We start from the raw sequence: 17,725 nt of genomic DNA on the forward strand, positions 1-17,725 counted from the left end.
GGATTGTCTTGGGGAGAAAGTCAGGCCGCCTGCCAGCGGCGGGCAATGGAGGCGAGTGCTTCCGGATCCTGCGGGGCGTTCTCCGGACCGAAGTGGCGCGCCTGCAAGGTGGCGATCTCGCTTTCGATCTGAGCCTTGAGGGCGGGGGTGATGCCGGGTCGATCCTGCAAGCGCCGCAGGTAGCCGATCACGCTCACCGCGTTGATATGCTCCGGCAGCGGCAGCAGCTCGGGTCCGGCATGTGCGGGCCCTTTGCGCCTGCGGGTCCACGCGAAGACACCCCCCAGCAGGGCGGCCAGGGCCGCGACGCCGCCGATGATCCACGGCGTGGTGCGCTTGCCGCTGCCTCCCAGCGCGACATCGGACCCGACCGGCTGCAGGTCGACATCCACGTAACGCTGGCGCATCAACCCGTCTTCCGCGGCGACCTCCGCCTTCACGGCGGGGAAATGGAACGATGCCGGCAAGACGCCGCCGTCGGGCTTCAGCTCGATCCGCCATTCGTGCTCGGAAACCGGGGCGAGCGCCTCGTCCGCGGCGTCGAGCTCGACCACCCGCAATTCGCGGTCCTCGATGGCGCCGGTCGCGAATCCTTCGGTCGTGCTTTCCAACAACTCGTCGAGCGGGGGCACCAGCCCGTGGGCGGTCGCCTTCACTTCGAGATACAGGCAGCCCTTTTCCGCGTGACTGCGTTCGTCGAGGGTCTGGGTCACCCTCAGATCTCGGAACGGCCTGGGTTCCGCGGCCCCGGCGTCGATCGGGACCTCGGCGGAAGTGATCGGCAGCACGACGTAGCCGGAGGTGTCGTTGAAATCGAGGTCGATCTTGAGTGGCGGCACCTTGTCGACCTGCGGGCCTTTCGGCTTGAGCAGGAAGTAGGCGTACGGCGTGAGCCGCCAGCCGAACTCGGGGTCGGTGAGGGACTCGACCTTGTCGGAGTGGAAGGTCAGCGAAACGACCTCGAAGTGCTCTTCCAGCGCGGCGCGGGCGGCCTTCTCGAACTTGTCGCGGTAGTCCTCCGTCGGGCGGCCGAAGTTCCAAGCGTAGGGCGTGTTTGTCTGGTTCTGGAGATACTTCTGGAAGCCGCCGGCCTCGCGTTCGATCTCGCGGGTGTGGCGGAGGTTGACCCTCAGGCCGAAGGGAGCGTCGGATCCCACCCGGTCCGGGCCGTCGACCGCGGTGTCCAGCTCGATCTCGGTGATCAGGTCCCGGTAGTAGGCGAGAACCTCCTTGGCCTCGTCCATCGCCTCCTGGTCGCCGGCGATGGCGGTCGCACCTTCCAGATAGCGCAGCTTCAGGTCGGGCGCGACGTTGGCGAGGCGGGTGTTGAGGGTGGTCGCGAAAGCCTTGAGGTGACGCTCCTTGCATTCTTCCGGCAGGGCGTCGAGCGCGGCCCGGATCTTCGGGTATTCGTCGGGGGTCGCCACGTGGTGGCTCTTCAGCGCCTCGAGCGAGGGCGATCCGAGCGCGGCGAAGAACCAGGTTTCGAAAACGGAAGCGGTTTCCTTGGACGGATCGTCGAGGGGCAAGGTCGATGCGTATCCACGGGCTGCTTCCGCCAGCTGGTCGAGCGAGGCGCGCTTGGTCGCCGTGTGCTCGTGATCGGGGGTGATGCTGCTGCGGTAGTTGCTTTCCTCGAAGCGCAGCGCCGCGAGTTGCTCCACCAGTCGCCACGATTCCGCGGGATTCTTCGCCAAGGCCCGCTCGAGCACCCCTTGCGCCGCCTCGTAGCCGTGGAGGACCTGCTCCTGCAGCTCCTTGTCCTTGCGCTTGGTCTGGTAGGCCTGCTGGAGTTTCGGGTTCGGCCACAGCCCGGCGAGGTTCAGGCGCATGCGGCCGGCCAGGGTGGCGAGGGTCGGGGAATCGAGCACCTCGGTTCTCCCGAACACCGACTCGACGGCCTCCACCCGCCAGACTTCGGCCTGGCTGTGGCAGGAGATGAAGGCATCGGCGAGTTCGGCGTGGAACGACTCGCCGAGTCCGAGTTCGCGGATGCCCTGCACCAGTGCGGCCAGCTCGACCAGGTTGCGTTCCTGCTTGGAGCGGGTCAGCGGGATATTCCCCGACTGGTTGTTGAAGCCGTAGAAATACATGTAGCGGGACCGGTAGTCCTGCTCGTCGTTCGGGTTGTGGTTTTCCGCCCAGACCCGGATCATCTCGCGGACCAGCGACTTGGCTTCATCGCTGTCCGAGGCGGCCAGCGTCTTGATCAGGGGCAGCGCCTTGTTTTCCTCCTTCACCTTCAGCAGCAGGCGGGCGGTGGAGAGCAGGCATTCCTGCCGCACCGAGGGCTCGATGCAGGCGAGCCAGCTGTCCCCGGGTCCGCATTCCAGCAGTTCGCCGGCACCGATCGGCCGCACCCCGGGTCCCTGGTAGCCGGTGTTCGGGCGGCTGAAGAACAGGTTCCCCCAGTCATCGTACTGCGGGATCATGCGGCGGGAGTTGCTCTGGTCCTTCTGCCGGGTGACTTCCGATTCGTGGTTCCACTGGCGGGCGTAGAGCGTGAAGATGTCCGACCAAGCCCCTGGCTCCGCGCCCTCGGCGGCCAGCAGTGTCTTCACCGCGGCGTGCTGTAGTTTCAGCTGCTCCAGCCGCAGCGACTCGTCCGGGTTTTCGCGGCTTTGCGCGGTCAGGGTGCCGAGCGAGGCGAGCAGTTCGAGGCCTTCGCCCTGCGGGTCCTTGAAGGTCTTTTCGAGCCAGTCCTTGCCGGTGTCGTCCCCGAGCTCGGGAATCAGGGAAAGGGCGCGGAAAAGCGCTTCCGCCTTCGCCGGGGCGGGGGCCTTCGGGTCGCTGAGGAAGGAGGTCGAAAGCTCCCAGGCCAACGGCAGCGCATCCTTGCCCGCGGCTTTCTTGTCGCGCTGCCAGAGCTCGGCGCGGTGGCGGGAGATCAGGTTCAAGGCGGCGTGATCCTTCTTTTCCCGGGCCTCCTCGAGGTCGGGGAGGAAAGCGCCGGCTTCCTCGACCAGTCCCGCTTCCAGCAGGAACTCGGCGGCGCGGGTCCGGTCTGCTGTTTCCTCGCCACCGAAGTGACGGATGCCCTGTGCCAGGGCGTCGAAGAACGCCTGCTGCGGCCGGGGTTCCTTCGGCAACAGTTTCGCGAGGGTCTGGATCTGTTTCTTCTGCGGGGCGGCCGGCGATGCTGCGGCCAATCCGAGCAGGTCGGCCGGCGGCAGGAATGCCGGCTGGCTGTGCGGCTTGGATCCTTGGGCGATGAGTTCCGGCGGCGGCTGCACCTGGGTCGGGCTGGAAAGCCGGCCGAGCATCGACTCGAAGGCTTGGGCGGAGAGCTGCGGTGGCAGGGCGTCGAGGAACTCCCGAACCTTGTCCCATCGTCCGAGCACGACGTCGCGCCGGAACGCAGCGGCCTGGGTCCGGAACTCCTCGATCTCTTTCTGCGGTCCGTCCCCGTTCTTTGCCGGCGGGCCCTCACCGGCGGGCGCCCCCGCTTCGCCGCCCGGTGCGGATTCCGTCCGCGCCTCCTCGAGCTTCGCGGCGAGGATGCCGGTGGTGCTGCGGTCGAACTGGAGCTCCTTCAAGATGGCGGCTTTCTGCTGCTCCGGGGTGAGTTCCGGGCGCTTCTTGCTCTGCTCGATAAGCTCCCGGAGCTTGTTGAAATCGACATCGCCGCCCGGGCCCCCCGGCGCGTTCGGGAGGCCGGCCGGGCCGGGACCGATGAGTTCGCCCGTCGGACCGCTGATGATGACCGGCGGCTGTTGGGCGACGAGAGGGGCTGTCAGTGCCAGCGCGAGAAGGGTGGATCGAGAGGTCATCGTGTGGATCGGATGATGGGCGAAGTTCCGGCGTGCGGATTTTGCCGGGAGTGGCGGGAATCAGTGGAATTGTTGGAGCAGGGAATCGAGGTCGGTACGCACGGATCCCCGGGCGGGGAGGCTGGAGCTTCCCTGGATCGAAAGAGCCACATCCCCCGCCGCGGCCGCGGTGGGGCCGATGGATCAGGAACCTTGGCCGTCGGCCGGCGGGCCTGAACCGGCACTGCGGCTATCCTTGGGTTTCTGGGCAGGTTTGGTTCCGGGCTTGTTCCCCGGATTGCTGCATTTGCCGGAATTGCAATTGCACTGCTTCGGGATCGCCTTGCCGTACAGTTCCTCGGGTTCCATGCGGGCGAGCCGGATGGCGGACTCGAGGTCGTCGGCGTGGCGGGCGGCAGCTTCGCGGTCACCGGCGGCGGTGGCGCGCTGGACCAGCAGCTTGCGCTCCTGGCGGGCGGCTTCGATTTCCGGTTCCCATTCGCTGTCGGGCAGGCCTTCCAGCTTCATGAGATAGGTCATGTAGAATCGCGCCGACGCGAGGGTGGCGATGGCCTCGTCGCGGAATCCGGCGTGGGCGTTCGGGTCCTGGTTGAGTTCGTCGACCAGGGCGGCGAGTTCCTCGCGGGCTTTGGGAAGTTCGGACGCCTCCATGCGAGCCTTGGCCAGCTCGAGTCGGATCCGGCGGGCCTCGTCGATGCGATCCTTCGGCAGTTTCGCGAGGCTTTGTTCGTAGGCGTCGATCACCGCCGGCCAGTCGCCGTCGGCGGTTTTGTGCTTGGCGACATCGAGCACCGCGGCGGTGTCGTCGAGTGCCAGTTGTTCACGGCCGGGGCCGTAGTGGTAGGCGAGCAAGCCAACGGGGACCAAGCCCCAGAGTGTCAGGATGAGAATTTTCATGACGATAGCTTAAGCAGGGAGTTGTACAATCATTATCTGGAAAGGGAAGCAGCGAGTTTTCCGGGAGCAGCGGCCCGCACCGGCGCACGTCGCGGGCCGGGGTTCCAGCGGGAGCCGGTGAAATGGAGGAGCAATGGCAGTCCGGCCAGCAGCACCGCGCCGGTGCAGGAAAGCAGGATCGCGAGTTCGCGCAGGCCGGGAAGGCGAGCCTTGCCATCGACCGCGAGCGTTCCCAGCCGCTGCAGCATCGCCGAAGGCACCAGTTTGGCGTTGCCGTCGTGATACTCGCCGCCGAGGCGGGTGGCGATCTGCCGCAGCGTCGAGCCGTCCTGCCGCGAGTGGTGGCCGTCGATGAAGCTGCCCTTGACCGGGTCCCCGACGCCGGCGACCAGCACGCCCCCGACCGCAGGCGGCATTTTCGGCATCCCGGTGGCGGGAACGGAGTCGCCGTCGCTGATCAAGACCAGCGTGGCGCTGCCGGGCGGCCATTTCGCGGCGATGCCGGCGGCTTCCTTCAGGCCGTCGAGCAGCTTGGTCTTTCCCGAGGGGAAAGCCTGGTGCATCGGCAGGTCGTCCATCAGGTTGTGGAGGATCTCGAGGTCGCGGGTTTCGACGACCACCGGCTTGGCGCCGTTGTAGACGGCAACCACCGAGGTGTGGAGCTTGTCGTGGGCGGTGCGGGCGATGATCGATTCGACGATCGCCCGGGCGCGGTCCATCCGGCTCTCCTTGCCGCCGGCCCCGGCGTCCTGGAGCCGCATGCTGGGAGAGACATCGAGCACCAGCAGCAGGTGCTGGCGTTCCTTCGGCTCGACGTCCTTGACCGTCGAGCGGTGCGCCGCGGGTGGCAACACCAGCAGGGTGGCCAGGCCCCAGGTCAGGCAGGCGAGCCCGGCGACCCGGATCAACGGTGCGATCATGCCGGGGACGGCAGCCCGTTTGCCCGGACCGAAAGCCAGCGCCGCCACGCTGCGGACCCGGCCGGCATGGATCCACTCCGCACCGGCGGCGAGGATCACGGCGGCAAGAGCCAGCAGCAGCGGGGTGGTGCTCATCGGTGGAAGATGGAGGACGGTGGCAGGCAGATTTCGGATGGCATTTCATCTGTCATCACCCATCCACGATCTGACATCGGCTGTTTCACCATGGCGTGTGGCGGAGGCCGAAGAGGGTGAACAAGTACATCGCCCCGATGCCGAGGCCGGCGAGGGCGAAGGGCTCGAAGAAATCGACGGGATCGGGCGTGACGCGCTTCAACGGAGCTTTCTCCATTTCATCGATCCTCGCGAAGACCGCCTTCAGGGCGCCCGGATCGCCGGCCGCGAAGATCTCGCCACCGGTGACAGATGCGATCACGCCGACCTCGTCCGGGGCGCCGCCTTCGGCGACGTGAATGCCATACACCTTGATGCCGTTGGCCTTGAGACTCTGGGCGATGGCGAGGTCCTGGCCATTGGTGAGATCGAAGCTCATGCCGTCGGTGAACAGCACGATCATCCGGTCGCCGGAGTCGCCGGCCAGCAGCGTCTTCTCCCCGGCCCGTAGCGCCAGCCCGATCGCGGTGCCGCCGAACCAGGGCGGAAGGTTCTCCGGGCGCAGGAAAGGCGGCGCGCACTTGAAGGCCGAAACGTCGTTGGTCAGCGGCACCCAGTTCAGCACGCTGTTGCCGAAAACCGTCAGGCCGAAGGCGTCGCCCTTGCGGAAGGTGATGAAATCGTTCACCGCCTCCATCGCGGCATCGTAGCGGGTGGCGGAACCGAAGGGCGCCATCATCGAGCCGGATACGTCCAGGCAGAACAGGATGTTGGTCATCTCGCGTTCGTTGCGCGGTTGTTCGAAGCGCCGCGGGCCGGCGAGGATGGCGATGACGGCGGACAGCAGCAGCACCGGCAGCAGGTCGGCGGTCTTCAGCAGGAAACCCAGCAACCTCGCGCGGCGGATCGGTTGATGGTCGAAGGGCAGGGGGATCCGGCGGCCGCCGCGCTTCCACAGGAACACCGCCAGCCCGGCCGGAAGGACGAGCAAGGCGAGGAGCCATGGATGGGCGAAGGTCATGGAGAAGTGCCGGGTGGTCAGTGGTCAGTGGATCTGAAGCTGCTGGAATGGTTGGGATCTCCCGGTTTGATTTTTCAGTTGGAATACGGAGCGAGCAGATCCTCGAGCGCAGGGGCGGAGGAGTTGCTGGTGCGGGAGTGAAGCCACTGTTCGAGTGCCCGGAGAAGGGGGGCTGCTTCGGTGTCGTGGCGGAGCTGGATCATCGCTTCGGCGGGGGCGAGGGCGGCAATCTCGGGGCGCTTCTCCCGCCAGTGGCCGATGATGAGCCGCTCGAGCTTCGCCCGGTCGTCGGTGCTGAGCTGGCCCGTGGCGGCTTGGCTCACCAAGGGGCGAAGCCGATCGGCGAGGCTTGCCGTCGCGATGGTGTCGTCGTTCGCCCGAGCGGGTTTCTTTTTCCTCCAAAGCAGGATGGCCACCAAGCCTGCAGCCCAGATCGAGCCAAGTACGATCATCTTCGTACGATAGCCGCCGAGGTCCGGCAGCACGGCGGGCTCATTGGGGTGCGGGTGGGCGAGTCCGGGAGGGAGAGAAGTGGTGATTTCGAGGGGAATGCCCGGAATCCCGTCGCCTTCCAGGAAATCGGCGAGGTCGTGGCGGCCGGGTTCGAGTCCCTGGACTTCGAAGTCGTAGCGGCTGCCGTCCTTCGCGGGCTTGATCGCGAGGATCCGCACGACCAGCGGCGGTTCGCGGTCACGGCGGGGCTTCGGCTTCACTTCGCCGCCGGGGATGTAGACATCGCGGATTTCCAGGGGCCGGCCGACGCGTTGGGTTGGCACGGATTCACCGGCGCCGGGCAAGGGTCCGGCGATGAGCAACAGGGCGATGACGAGGCGGCGGTTCACTGGCGGTTGCGGCGGGAAGCTCCGCCACGGGCGCGGAGGAAATGACGGAGCTGGCCGAGGAACGGTGTCCCGGGACGGATGAGGAAATGATCGAGCGAGGCCTTCTTCAGCGCGTCGGTGAGGTTGTCGGTCGTGGACAGGAGTCGTTTGCCGTGGGTGAGCAGCTCGCGGCCGGTCTCGACTTCCCGGCCACGGAACAGGCCGGCGCCGCTGAGCCGGTCTTCGGCGGGATCGCGGAAGATCAGGCAGAGGCAGTCGTGCCGCGCACCGACGAGTTTCATGGCGGGGAGCGCGTCGGGATCGTGGAAGTCGCTCAGCACGATGATCATCGAACGTTGGGCGAGCGACGGTTCCAAGGCGACCAGGCGCTGGCCGAGGGTGGTCGGTTCATCGAATCGGTAGGTCCGCAGCGCGTGGAGCCACTGCAGCAGGACATCGCGGGAAAGGCTGGGCTGGACGACGAAGTCGCGGCCGCCGGCGCCGAGCACGCCGACCGGGCTGACGCGGTCGAGGCAGGCGAGCGCGATCCCGCCGGCGACCTGCAGGGCGAGGCCGTATTTTCCCGGTGGATGCGAGGCAAGGGCCATCGACGCCGAGGTGTCGACAACCAGCCAAACCGGCATCTGCTTGGGCGTCTCGAACTGCTTCACGTGGGCCTTGCCGGTCCGCGCGGTGACCCGCCAGTCGATCGACTTCACCGGGTCACCCGGCTCGTAGCGGCGCGACTGGACGTACTCGATTCCCTGGCCGAGGAAGGGACTACGATCGGTCCCGTAGCTCAAGCTGTCGGCCAGCCGCTTGACCGCCAGCAGGAACTGGCGGCTGTCGAGCGGTTCGCAGTGATGGAGGGTGGATTCCATGGGTGACCGAAGTAACTTTTATTCTTCTCCAGCTTCTCCGACTTCATACTCGGCTCTTGTGATCACCCTCTCCTTCTCACCTGCGGCTTTTGAATAGTAGACTCTCTTTGCGCCACGATGATCCCGGATCCGTTTGGTATACTGTCCGTTGCGAACGACAAATTTGATCTCCTCACAATCGGACTGCAAAAAATCCCCGGGACGACCCACCATAAAAGATTGAACAACCAATCGAAGTTCCGATGGCCAGGGTTTTGATTCGAAGTCCTTGCTTACCTGAAGTTCCGCGGAAGCTGGATTGATGGGGAAGTCCCCGATTTCGTCCGCAGAGATCGTTAATTTCGAATCTTGTCTCTGGATCACGATGGATCGACTGCCCTTGTCCAGATTCACCGTTACCTTGAAGCCCTGATTGGGAAAGCTCAGTTCGCTCTTTTTCGGAATGAGGACACGTTCTACTTCTGCCGAGCTGGGCTCAGGAAGCAAGACGCCGCCTGCCGTGAGAAGCATCGCAATTTGCAGGTGGAACCGCAGCAACGACAATCGAACGTTCCGCATTGTCCGGGTGACTTCCCGACTCGGCTCATGTTTGATTCCGTGCATGGCTTGATTATCTCAGGAAATCGACTCCTCGAGGATCTCGCGCAGCACCTTCGAGGCCGTCTTGCCTTCGGCCAGGGCCTCGTAGGAGAGGCGGATGCGGTGGAGCATCACGTCCTCGGCCAAGGCGAAGAGGTCTTCGGGAATGACATAGTCGCGGCCGTGGAGGAGGGCGCGGGAGCGCGAGGACTTGAGGAGGGAAATGCCTGCACGCGGCGAGCAGCCGAGTTCGAGGTCGGGATGCTTGCGGGTGCGCTCGACGACATCGACGACGTGCTTGAGGAAGACGTCGCTGACGTGGATGTGGTTGGCGGCTTCCATGGCCGCGACCAGGTCGGCCTCGCTGCCGATCGCTTCGCCCTGGATCAGGTCGAATTCGGTCCGGGCGACCGCGCCGGTGCCCTCGCGCTTCACGCCGAGCTTGAGGTTGCGACGGAGAATCTCCTCTTCGTCTTCGGCGGTCGGGTAGCCGAGCCGGTGGCAGAGCATGAAGCGGTCGAGCTGGGCTTCGGGCAGCTCGAAGGTGCCGCTTTGTTCGATCGGGTTCTGGGTGGCGATGACGAGGAAGGGCGTGGGCAGCGGGTAGGATTCGTTGCCGATGGTCACCTTGCGTTCCTGCATCGCCTCGAGCAGCGCGCCCTGGACCTTCGGGGCGGCGCGGTTGATCTCGTCGGCGAGCAGGAGGTTGGTGAAGGCCGGGCCGCGGTGGGTGCGGAAACCGCCGGTGCGCTCGTCGAGGATTTCAGAGCCGATGATGTCCGAGGGCAGCAGGTCGATGGTGAACTGGATGCGGCGGAAGTTGAGGTGCATCGCCTTGGCCAGGGTGTTCACCAGGAGGGTCTTGGCGAGTCCGGGCATGCCTTCTAACAAAAGGTGGCCGCTGGTCAGCAGGGCGATCAGCATCCGCTCCACCACCACGTCCTGGCCGACCACGATGGTCCCGACCCGTTCGCGGATTGCCTGGAGATATTCGGTCGTTTCGGTGACCGGGGAGTGAACGGTGCTCATGATTCTTCTCTTATTGATACTGCCCTAACTCACTGCCCCGGACGCGAGGCTTTGTCTGTAAAAACTTTGCAAATCCCCGCAGGTCCCGGCGGGATGAATCTACATTGTTCCGACAGGGTAGGCCGGAGGCGCGGCGTGCCGGGAGGTTTCCGGTAATGCTCGCAGCCCTGCGGTCCTGACCGGGGAATCTCCGATTTGTGTCACATGGAGACAAAACTTCCTACGCGGGGCGTCTGAACCTTGATGGGCGGTGCGAAGCGGGGAATCACCTCACGGGATCTGGAGCGGATCCATGACGAACATGCGGTGGCGATGTTCCGCCACGGCATGGCGTTGCTGCGCAACGAGGCATCGGTGCGCGACGTGATGCAGGACGTCTTCCTCAAGCTCGCGGCCGGGCGATTTCCCGATCCCGACAACGAGCGGGCCTACGTGCTGCGGATGGTGCACCATGCGGCGATCGACCGGATGCGGCGAAACAAGGTGCGGCAGGATCACGCGTCGGCGGCGCCGGAGGAGATCTTCGTGAAGTCTGCGGATCCGGATCGCGAGGCGTTCCGCCAACGGCTTGAGGAAGCACTCGGCCAGTTGCCGCCGGAGCAGCGCGAAGTGGTCGTGCTGAAGTTGTGGGAGGAGCGGACTTTCGACGAGATTTCCCGGATCTGCGGGATCCCGCTCAACACCGCGGCCAGCCGCTACCGCTACGCCTTAGACAAACTCCGCGGCCTCCTGCGTCCCACCTATGAAGAGCTTTGATCCCATGAACCCCGGCGACGACAGTGAATTCGAGCGACAACTCCTGCAGATGGAGCTGCGCCGTCCGCCGGCGGAATGGAAAGCACTGCTGTTGCCGGAGCCGCTGGTGCCGTGGTTCCCCAAGCCGCTGCTTGCCGGTCTTGCCGCCTGCTGGGCGGTGATCGGCGGGCTGGCTCTCACCACTCCCGATGACCTCCTGCCGGACCAACCGTTGATGCTGCCGCCGGGTGGAGCGCCCTTCGGAGATACATTGATGCTCGGCACCATTGAACCCGATCCCTTGAACCGATGAAAAACCTTCTGCAACGCACGTGGTTCCGCCGTTTGGTGCGGTCGCTGGCCGTCCTCGCGACCGTTTTGGTTCTCGCCATCGTTTGTTTGAACCGGTGGGCCGCGGTGGGGAAGAACGCGGCGGTCAGCGGTTTGCGGTCGGAGGGGCGGCTGATCGATGCGTCGGACCTTGCGAGACCCCTGCCACCGGATTCGGACAACTTCGCCATGTCCCCGCTGATCGTCGGGCTGCTTCAAGAGAAGGAAGTGTCCACGGAAGATGCGGGGGCAGGGATAGGCGCCGGGTTTGAGGCGCTGGGTTCCGATGCGGCGGGCAATAGGATCGAGATCCCCCGCGAAGGGGGGGATCTCGATCTCGCGTCCTTTGGCAAGACCCTCGGTCTCACCGGAAGCGCGGGGGAGATGCTCGCGCAGTTCGACGCGAAGCATGAAGCGGTGCTAACGGGCCTGCGCGAGGGGCTCGGCCGGCCTCTTGCCGTGATGCCGCCACGCTTTGATCCTGCCAACCCGAGGGAGGCCATCAAGGCGTCGAGTGCTTACCTCATGAATTACCTGAGGGCCGTCGACGGGTTGCAGGCGCGCGCGGACCTTGCCCTGGAGGCCGGGAATCGTGAGATCGCTCTGGAGAGCGTGCTGATGGCCCGCAAGCTGTCGGACCTGGCGATGTCCGAGGAGACGGTTTTGGGCAAGCTGATCGCTTACAACATCGATCATGCGCTCGTCCGCTCGGTGAAGCGGGGCTTGGATCGCGAGGTCTTGGGCACTGCGGAGATCGGAACCATCCTTAGCGTCTGGGGTGATCGGGACCAGAAGGCCGCCATCGCGAGGACCTTGAATGTCGAAGGGATCGCCATGGCCGCGGTTTACAATCATGCGAAGCACGACCGCTCGCTGATGACCGAGTTCATGACCGGCGAGGACAACCTGCTCAACAGGGCCAAGTGGGAGTTCGTTCCCGACGCGTGGTTCGATCTGAATGCCTCGGGGATCCTGGAGCGGACCGGAGGGTGGGTGAATTTGGTCGAAAGCGATCTGCCGTTGCAGGCATGGTGGGATGCGGTGGATGACCGGGAAAGCCAGCCCCGCACCACCTGGGATGGTATCATCTCGGGGTGGCGGGGGTACTGGGATGACCAGGTGGCGGAGGTGGCGATACGGACGGGATCCCGGGCGATCGTCGACAACGCGCTGGTCCGGCTGGCCTGCCAGCTGGAGGGATACCGCTTGGCGAACGGCAGGTACCCGGATTCGTTGAACCAGATTGGTGGCGGCGGGATCCTCGACCCGCTCACCGGCGAGCCGTTCGTCTACAGGACGGACGGGGATCGCTTTGATCTCTACTCGATCGGACCGGACGGGATCGACGACGGCGGTCCGGTGACGGCGGCTCCGGGGTTGGGGCACTTCCCGCCGGACTGGGTGTGGCGGGAGGCCTGGTAACCGTCCGCCCGCATCCCCGCTTGGCAGATCCGTGCGGTGCGCTATCGGTGGGGCATGGCAAAGATCGCAGTGAGAATCGCCGGGGCCGTGTCGTGCATGATCGCGCTGGCCGGCTGTGGTGCGGGTCGCATCGAGAAGTGGGAAGAGGCCACCGGCCATCGCAACCAGACGTTGCGGCGCGGCGACGATTTGCTCGGCGTGACGGTGCCGGTGTTGCGGGCGCCGGGCTTGGAACGGGTGTGGGGCGCGCCGATGATCCAGCGCGACGGCGAGGGCGGGTACTGCCTGACCTATGCCGATCCGACGCGGCCGTTGCGCAAGCTCAAGGTCCACGGCATGGCGGAGGCGCTGCCGAAGCTCTCGTCGCCGCCCACGATCGGCGGTGAGAAGATGCTCAACAACACCCTGACCGACTACGAACGGGAGCAGGCGTGGCGCAAGGTCGAGGTGCTCGGCGAGAAGGTCCGCTGGTTCCAGCAGTCGGCGGGTGGCGGCGCGGAGGGTGCCTATTTCAGCACCGAGGGCTTCAGCCTCAAGTCTCCCGGCGGCCGCAAGGGCTACTACCGCCTGGTGGCGGAAAACGGCGACGCCGCGGGAGAGGAAGTCGTCCGCTGGTTCGCGAGCGTCGGTTTCTAACGGAGAGGACGATTCGTCACCGAAGAATGACTGACACGGTCCGGGGCTCCTGCTAGATCGGGACCCCGATGTCTGAGGCTCCGAATGGATTTGCTGGTGCCCGCGCGGCCTTGATCGGCGCGTGCGGGGAGTTGGAGCGGTTGCTGGGAGGCTTGAATGATTCCCACGGCAAGGTTGCGGACGAAATTCACCTCGTCCGCAAGGCCGGAAAGCGCCTGCGGGGCGGTCTCGCGATGGTCGGTGAGCCGAAGCCTTGCATCCGCTGGATCGCGGTGATCGGCAAGATGCTGGGCGAGTCGCGCGATGCGACCGTGAGGGCGCGCACGTGGAAGAACCTCGGCAACGAGGATCCGGCGCCGGATTCCGTGGAAGCGGTCATCGGTTCCGTGCTCGACCTCGAGTCGGACGCGGCCCGGCGCTGTCCTCCCCAGGCGGTGATCGACTGGGCGAAGTCGGCGGTGGTCCAGGTGAGGGCGAGGTTGGAAGCCCGCGGCGACGAGGAGGTCGCGGAGAGCGCTGCCGAGGGGGCGGCGAAGCTGCGCCGGCAACTGCGCAAGCGCCTGAAACGGGCCCTGCAGCGGTCCCGCAACGAGGACTTTCACGCTTGCCGGAAAGCAGCGAAGGCCTGGCTCGGCGGGATGGCGCTGGTGGCTCCGGACGTCGAGCTTCCCGGCGGCCAGGAAGCGGAAAGGCTGTGCAACAGCTTGGGGGAGGAGAACGACCTGGAGGTGCTGGCCGACTGGATGAGCAAGCGCGGCTTTTCTTCTGCCACCGCGGGGGCGGCTTGGAAGGTCCTGCGCAAGCGCCAGGAGAAGGTGCGCCGGCGGTCGATCTCGCTGATCCGCAAGGAGCTGTCGCCGGTACTGAAGGTGAAGGGCTGAATCACTCCCGGGCGGCGGTGGCCGTCAGGGCGTCCAGCCGGCGCTGGTAGGCCAGGCCGAAGCGATCGCTTTTCTTGATCTGTTCCCACCGGCTCTGCTCGACCGGGTCGGTGCTGGTGGCAAGGCCCAGCCATGCCCGTTCGCGGGCCGGGCGCAGGACCTCGCTCCGGCCAACCATGATCCGCACGGAGTCCGCCGGCGGCGGGGTGACTTCGAGCGGCAGGATGTCGTCGGTCTGAGCCCGCGGCATTACCCAGAACACCCTCAGGCCCTCGGCCGCGAAGTAGCTGTCCCACCAGGTCTCGACCATCGCCACGGCCTCGCTGCGCAAGAGTCCGGTGGCGGTCAGGCCGTCGATCATCCCGCGGTAGACGGGTTCCGCGAAGTTGACGTCTCCTTCGGTGAATTGGTCCAAGGGGAGATCAACGGTGGCGTCTTTACCCAGGGCGTCGGCGAGGTTTTTCCAGCGGCAGTGGTGGCCGGTGCGCTCGAATACCAGGGCGAAGGGGATGGCGCCGCCGGTCCGGTTCCGGAGCTGCAGTGTGTCGTCGTTGCCGATTGTCGTGACCAGGCCGGGATCGAAGGCGCCGATGCCGCGGTAGAAGAGGAAGCCCTCGCTCTCCCCGTCGGCGGTGCGCACCGCATTGGCCTCGGGGACCCGCGGACGCATCCAGTGGAGCGACTCTCCGGGCTTGAAGAGAATGGCGTCGCGGCTTTCCCGGGGCGACAGCACCCGTGCCTGCCATTCGATGGATCCAACGCGGGGCCGGGTAAAATCGAGCGTCCAGTTGACGGGGGATTCCTTGGGTTGCGGGGGTGCGGGCAGCACCTCGCCCCCGGAGCGCTGGGGGTACCATTGGCTGATGGTGCCGCCCTTGAAGCCGACTTTCACCTCCACGTCGAAGGCCCGGTCGGAGTGAAAGTAGATGACCGGGGTCTCCATTTTCACGGTGACGCCGGTCACCGGGCGGCGGATGCCTTTGGTCAGCAAGAACGGGTTCAGGAGGTCCGCGACGGGGAGGGGTCGCTGCAGGTTGCCGTTTTCCATGCCGTGGTGGGAGTAGGTGAAGGCGGGCAGCGGCGCTTCTTCGCGCTCGAGGCCGCTCAGCAGGATCCCGTCCGATCCGGCAACGGTGGTGAAGGTCCCCCATTCGTGCAAGGTGTAGGCGGAGGACGAGGCGAGGGTCAGGAGGAACAAGGCGATCGATTTCATGGCAATCCCATGTCACGCCCGCGACCGGCGGTTTTCAAGGATGCGCCGGGCGCTTTACGGAGAATTTACCCGCCGCGGGCCGGGCGACGATGGCGGGAGAAAAGGATTTCCCCTCGGTCGCCCGCAGTGCTACCCATCGGCATCGACTGCAAGGAACCATGAAAATTCAGATCAGCTCCCTCATCGCCCTGACCTTGTCGCTCGGCGGCATCGTGTCCGCCCAGGAGTCCGCCCGCATCAAGGTGGCGACGGTCGACATGCAGGCCCTCTTCCAAGAGTTCCACGAGACCAAGGCGACCAAGCTGAAGTTCGAAGGCGAGCAGAAGCGGGTCGCGGGGGACTTCGACAAGCGCAAGGCGTCGCTGATGAAGCTGAAGGAAGAGGCGGACACCCTGCAGAAGCAGCTCGAGGATCCGTCGGTGGCCGATGCCAAGAAGCAGGAACTTTACAAGGAGCGGCAGCAGAAGCAGGTGGAGTTCGAGGGCCTGCAAAAGGAGATCGAGGAGTTCGTCCAGCGCAAGTCGCGCGCGCTCAGTGAGCAGATGCAGCTCGAAATGAAGCGGATCCTCGAGGAGATCCAGGGCAAGGTTCAGAAGCACGCCGAGGCGGAGGGCTATGACTACGTCCTCGACAAGACCGGCACCAGCACGTCCCAGGTGCCGATCCTCCTCTACACCAAGGACGCGACCGACATCACCGGAGCGCTCCTGAAGACGATCAACGAAGGCGCGCCCGAAGCACCGGCGGCGGCACCGGAAGGCGGCGAGTGAGGAATTTCAGTCCGCATCCGCGGATTCCCGAGGCGCGAGCATTTCACGGAAATGCCGCGCTTCTTTTTTGTCCGCGCGGTGCATCCACAGCGGCCAGCAGACGGCCCATGCCAGCAGCGGGACCCACAAGGGGAGGAAGGCGGTGTCGAATTCCACCGTTTGAGGCGGGCCGTTGATCTTGGACCGGGAAAGGCGGGGACGAAGGATCACGCCCGGCCGGCGGTCGCGGCGGATCTCCCAGCGGTCCCCCCACCGGGGAGGGGGGGTGTTCCAGTCCCATCGCTCGATGAGCCCCCGGGCGCCGCCGCTGTCGAGGCCGACCCAGTAACAAGTGATCGAGGTTGCAGAGTAGTGGTTGCAGCCGATGGAGATCGAAAACGACATCGACCCGAGCCAGGCGGCGAACACCAGCAATAGCAAGCCGAAGCCCCACCAGAACCGGAACGTCCGGTGCATCCAGAGCTTCGGCCGGCGATCCACGAAACGTCTCTAGCCGGCCGTTTCCCTCCGGTCGAAGCAAATCCGGAACGTAGGATCAGGCGCCCCGTCGCGCCCGCACGGCTTCCGCGAAGCCATCGAGCACCTTCACGGTGTCGTCCCAGTTGATGCAGGCGTCGGTGACCGACTGGCCGCGGGTCAGCTTGCCGAGGTCGGGGACCAGCTTCTGGTTCCCCTCGACCAGGTTGGACTCGACCATGGTGGCGACCACCGCCTTCGAGCCTTCCTCGATCTGCTTGCACAGCGCGTTGGCGACCAGCGGCTGGTTGCGGTAGTCCTTGAGCGAGTTGCCGTGCGAGCAGTCGACCATGACGTGCGGCGGCAGGCCCTGCTCCTTGAGCATGGTCACGACCTCGTCGATCGCCGCTTGGTCGTAGTTCGGCCCGCTCTTCCCGCCGCGCAGGATGATGTGGCAGGAGTCGTTGCCGGTGGTCGAGACGATCGCCGACACGCCCTGCTTGGTGACCGAGAGAAAATGGTGCGGCCGCGAGGACGACTGGATGGCGTCGAGGGCGATCTGGATCGAGCCGCCGGTGCCGTTCTTGAAGCCGACGGGCATCGAAAGGCCGGAAGCGAGTTCGCGGTGGATCTGGCTTTCGGTGGTGCGGGCGCCGATCGCTCCCCAGGCGATGAGGTCGGCAATGTACTGTGGGGAAATGGTGTCGAGGAACTCGGTTCCGGCCGGCATGCCCATGTTGGCCAGCTCGAGCAGCAGGCCGCGGGCGACCCGCAGGCCGTGGTTGATGTCGAAGGAATCGTCGAGCTTGGGGTCGTTGATCAGGCCCTTCCAGCCGACGGTGGTCCGCGGCTTCTCGAAATAGACCCGCATCACGATGAAGAGGTCTTCTTTCAGGCGTTCGGCCTCGGCCTTGAGCAGGCGGCCGTATTCGAGGGCGGCCTCGGGGTCGTGGATCGAACAGGGACCGACGATGACCAGCAGGCGGTCGTCCTCGCCCTTGAGGATGGCATCGCACTGGGAGCGGGCGTCGGCCACGAGCTCGGAAGCTTCCTCGCTGACGGGCAGGAAATAGTTCAGCACCGCGGGGGAAATCAGCGGGTTGAGGCCGGAAATACGGAGGTCGTCGGTGCGGTGGCGGGTCACGGGGCGGAGGAGCATGGGGAAAAAACCACGGGTGGCAAGAGTCCAGAGGGGAAGAGGCTTGGGGGGAGTGCTTGAGTGGAAGATCGAACCGCGGAGGCGCAGAGGC

The 17,725-nt window shown here is 65.6% G+C and carries 17 protein-coding genes; 6 read left to right on the top strand and 11 right to left on the bottom strand.

Annotated elements, in window-relative coordinates; all coding sequences use genetic code 11:
- Positions 1-20 precede the first annotated feature (20 nt).
- The 8 genes from IG178_RS15745 to IG178_RS15780 form a co-directional block, all read right to left on the bottom strand.
- Positions 21-3,770 carry a hypothetical protein gene (locus IG178_RS15745; RefSeq protein WP_193213524.1) on the bottom strand — a complete coding sequence of 1,250 codons (3,750 nt, stop codon included), beginning with the start codon at positions 3,768-3,770 and terminating at the stop codon, positions 21-23.
- Between the two features lie 183 nt (positions 3,771-3,953).
- The gene (locus IG178_RS15750) at positions 3,954-4,667 is read right to left on the bottom strand and encodes a tetratricopeptide repeat protein (RefSeq protein ID WP_193213525.1); all 714 of its coding nucleotides are present in this window, start codon (positions 4,665-4,667) and stop codon (positions 3,954-3,956) included.
- A 32-nt stretch (positions 4,668-4,699) separates the two neighbouring features.
- On the bottom strand, positions 4,700-5,722 hold the full coding sequence (locus tag IG178_RS15755) for a vWA domain-containing protein (protein WP_193213526.1): 1,023 nt from the start codon (positions 5,720-5,722) through the stop codon (positions 4,700-4,702).
- Between the two features lie 85 nt (positions 5,723-5,807).
- The gene (locus IG178_RS15760; RefSeq protein ID WP_193213527.1) at positions 5,808-6,722 is read right to left on the bottom strand and encodes a vWA domain-containing protein; all 915 of its coding nucleotides are present in this window, start codon (positions 6,720-6,722) and stop codon (positions 5,808-5,810) included.
- A 74-nt stretch (positions 6,723-6,796) separates the two neighbouring features.
- Positions 6,797-7,564, bottom strand: coding sequence for a hypothetical protein (locus IG178_RS15765; protein ID WP_193213528.1), 768 nt, complete (start codon positions 7,562-7,564; stop codon positions 6,797-6,799).
- Complete coding sequence (locus tag IG178_RS15770) at positions 7,561-8,424, bottom strand: DUF58 domain-containing protein (RefSeq protein WP_193213529.1); 864 nt, start codon at positions 8,422-8,424, stop codon at positions 7,561-7,563. Before IG178_RS15770 ends, IG178_RS15765 begins: the two co-directional genes overlap by 4 nt.
- 18 nt (positions 8,425-8,442) lie before the next feature.
- Positions 8,443-9,027, bottom strand: a complete 585-nt coding sequence (locus IG178_RS15775; protein ID WP_193213530.1) for a hypothetical protein — start codon at positions 9,025-9,027, stop codon at positions 8,443-8,445.
- A gap of 12 nt (positions 9,028-9,039) precedes the next feature.
- Positions 9,040-10,032 (bottom strand): AAA family ATPase, encoded by a 993-nt coding sequence (locus IG178_RS15780; protein WP_193213531.1) that lies wholly within the window; start codon positions 10,030-10,032, stop codon positions 9,040-9,042.
- A gap of 243 nt (positions 10,033-10,275) precedes the next feature.
- On the opposite strand from IG178_RS15780, the gene IG178_RS15785 reads away from it, so the two are divergent.
- The 5 genes from IG178_RS15785 to IG178_RS15805 all read left to right on the top strand — a co-directional run bounded on the left by IG178_RS15785 (position 10,276) and on the right by IG178_RS15805 (position 14,036).
- A complete protein-coding gene (locus IG178_RS15785; protein ID WP_226895492.1) occupies positions 10,276-10,788 on the top strand; it encodes an RNA polymerase sigma factor in 513 nt (170 codons plus the stop codon).
- 4 nt (positions 10,789-10,792) lie between these two features.
- A complete protein-coding gene (locus tag IG178_RS15790; protein WP_193213532.1) occupies positions 10,793-11,080 on the top strand; it encodes a hypothetical protein in 288 nt (95 codons plus the stop codon).
- Complete coding sequence (locus IG178_RS15795; RefSeq protein WP_193213533.1) at positions 11,077-12,519, top strand: hypothetical protein; 1,443 nt, start codon at positions 11,077-11,079, stop codon at positions 12,517-12,519. The genes IG178_RS15790 and IG178_RS15795 overlap by 4 nt, the downstream gene beginning before the upstream one ends.
- A gap of 54 nt (positions 12,520-12,573) precedes the next feature.
- A complete protein-coding gene (locus tag IG178_RS15800; protein WP_193213534.1) occupies positions 12,574-13,155 on the top strand; it encodes a hypothetical protein in 582 nt (193 codons plus the stop codon).
- A gap of 68 nt (positions 13,156-13,223) precedes the next feature.
- Entirely contained in the window at positions 13,224-14,036 is an 813-nt protein-coding gene (locus tag IG178_RS15805) for a CHAD domain-containing protein (RefSeq protein ID WP_193213535.1), read from the top strand.
- Position 14,037: 1 nt separating this feature from the next.
- Here IG178_RS15805 and IG178_RS15810 read toward each other — a convergent pair whose 3' ends face one another.
- On the bottom strand, positions 14,038-15,249 hold the full coding sequence (locus tag IG178_RS15810; RefSeq protein WP_193213536.1) for a hypothetical protein: 1,212 nt from the start codon (positions 15,247-15,249) through the stop codon (positions 14,038-14,040).
- A gap of 158 nt (positions 15,250-15,407) precedes the next feature.
- Here IG178_RS15810 and IG178_RS15815 point away from each other — a divergent pair, with 158 nt between their 5' ends.
- Positions 15,408-16,019: an OmpH/Skp family outer membrane protein gene (locus IG178_RS15815; protein ID WP_193213537.1), complete on the top strand. Its 612-nt coding sequence runs from the start codon at positions 15,408-15,410 to the stop codon at positions 16,017-16,019.
- 6 nt (positions 16,020-16,025) lie between these two features.
- Here IG178_RS15815 and IG178_RS15820 read toward each other — a convergent pair whose 3' ends face one another.
- Together IG178_RS15820 and IG178_RS15825 are read right to left on the bottom strand one after the other, a co-directional pair.
- The gene (locus tag IG178_RS15820) at positions 16,026-16,499 is read right to left on the bottom strand and encodes a hypothetical protein (protein WP_193213538.1); all 474 of its coding nucleotides are present in this window, start codon (positions 16,497-16,499) and stop codon (positions 16,026-16,028) included.
- A 55-nt stretch (positions 16,500-16,554) separates the two neighbouring features.
- A complete protein-coding gene (locus tag IG178_RS15825; protein ID WP_193213539.1) occupies positions 16,555-17,634 on the bottom strand; it encodes a 3-deoxy-7-phosphoheptulonate synthase in 1,080 nt (359 codons plus the stop codon).
- Between the last annotated feature and the right edge of the window lie 91 nt (positions 17,635-17,725).

The sequence above is a fragment of the Neoluteolibacter marinus genome (assembly GCF_014904755.1).
GTDB lineage: Bacteria > Verrucomicrobiota > Verrucomicrobiia > Verrucomicrobiales > Akkermansiaceae > Haloferula > Haloferula marina.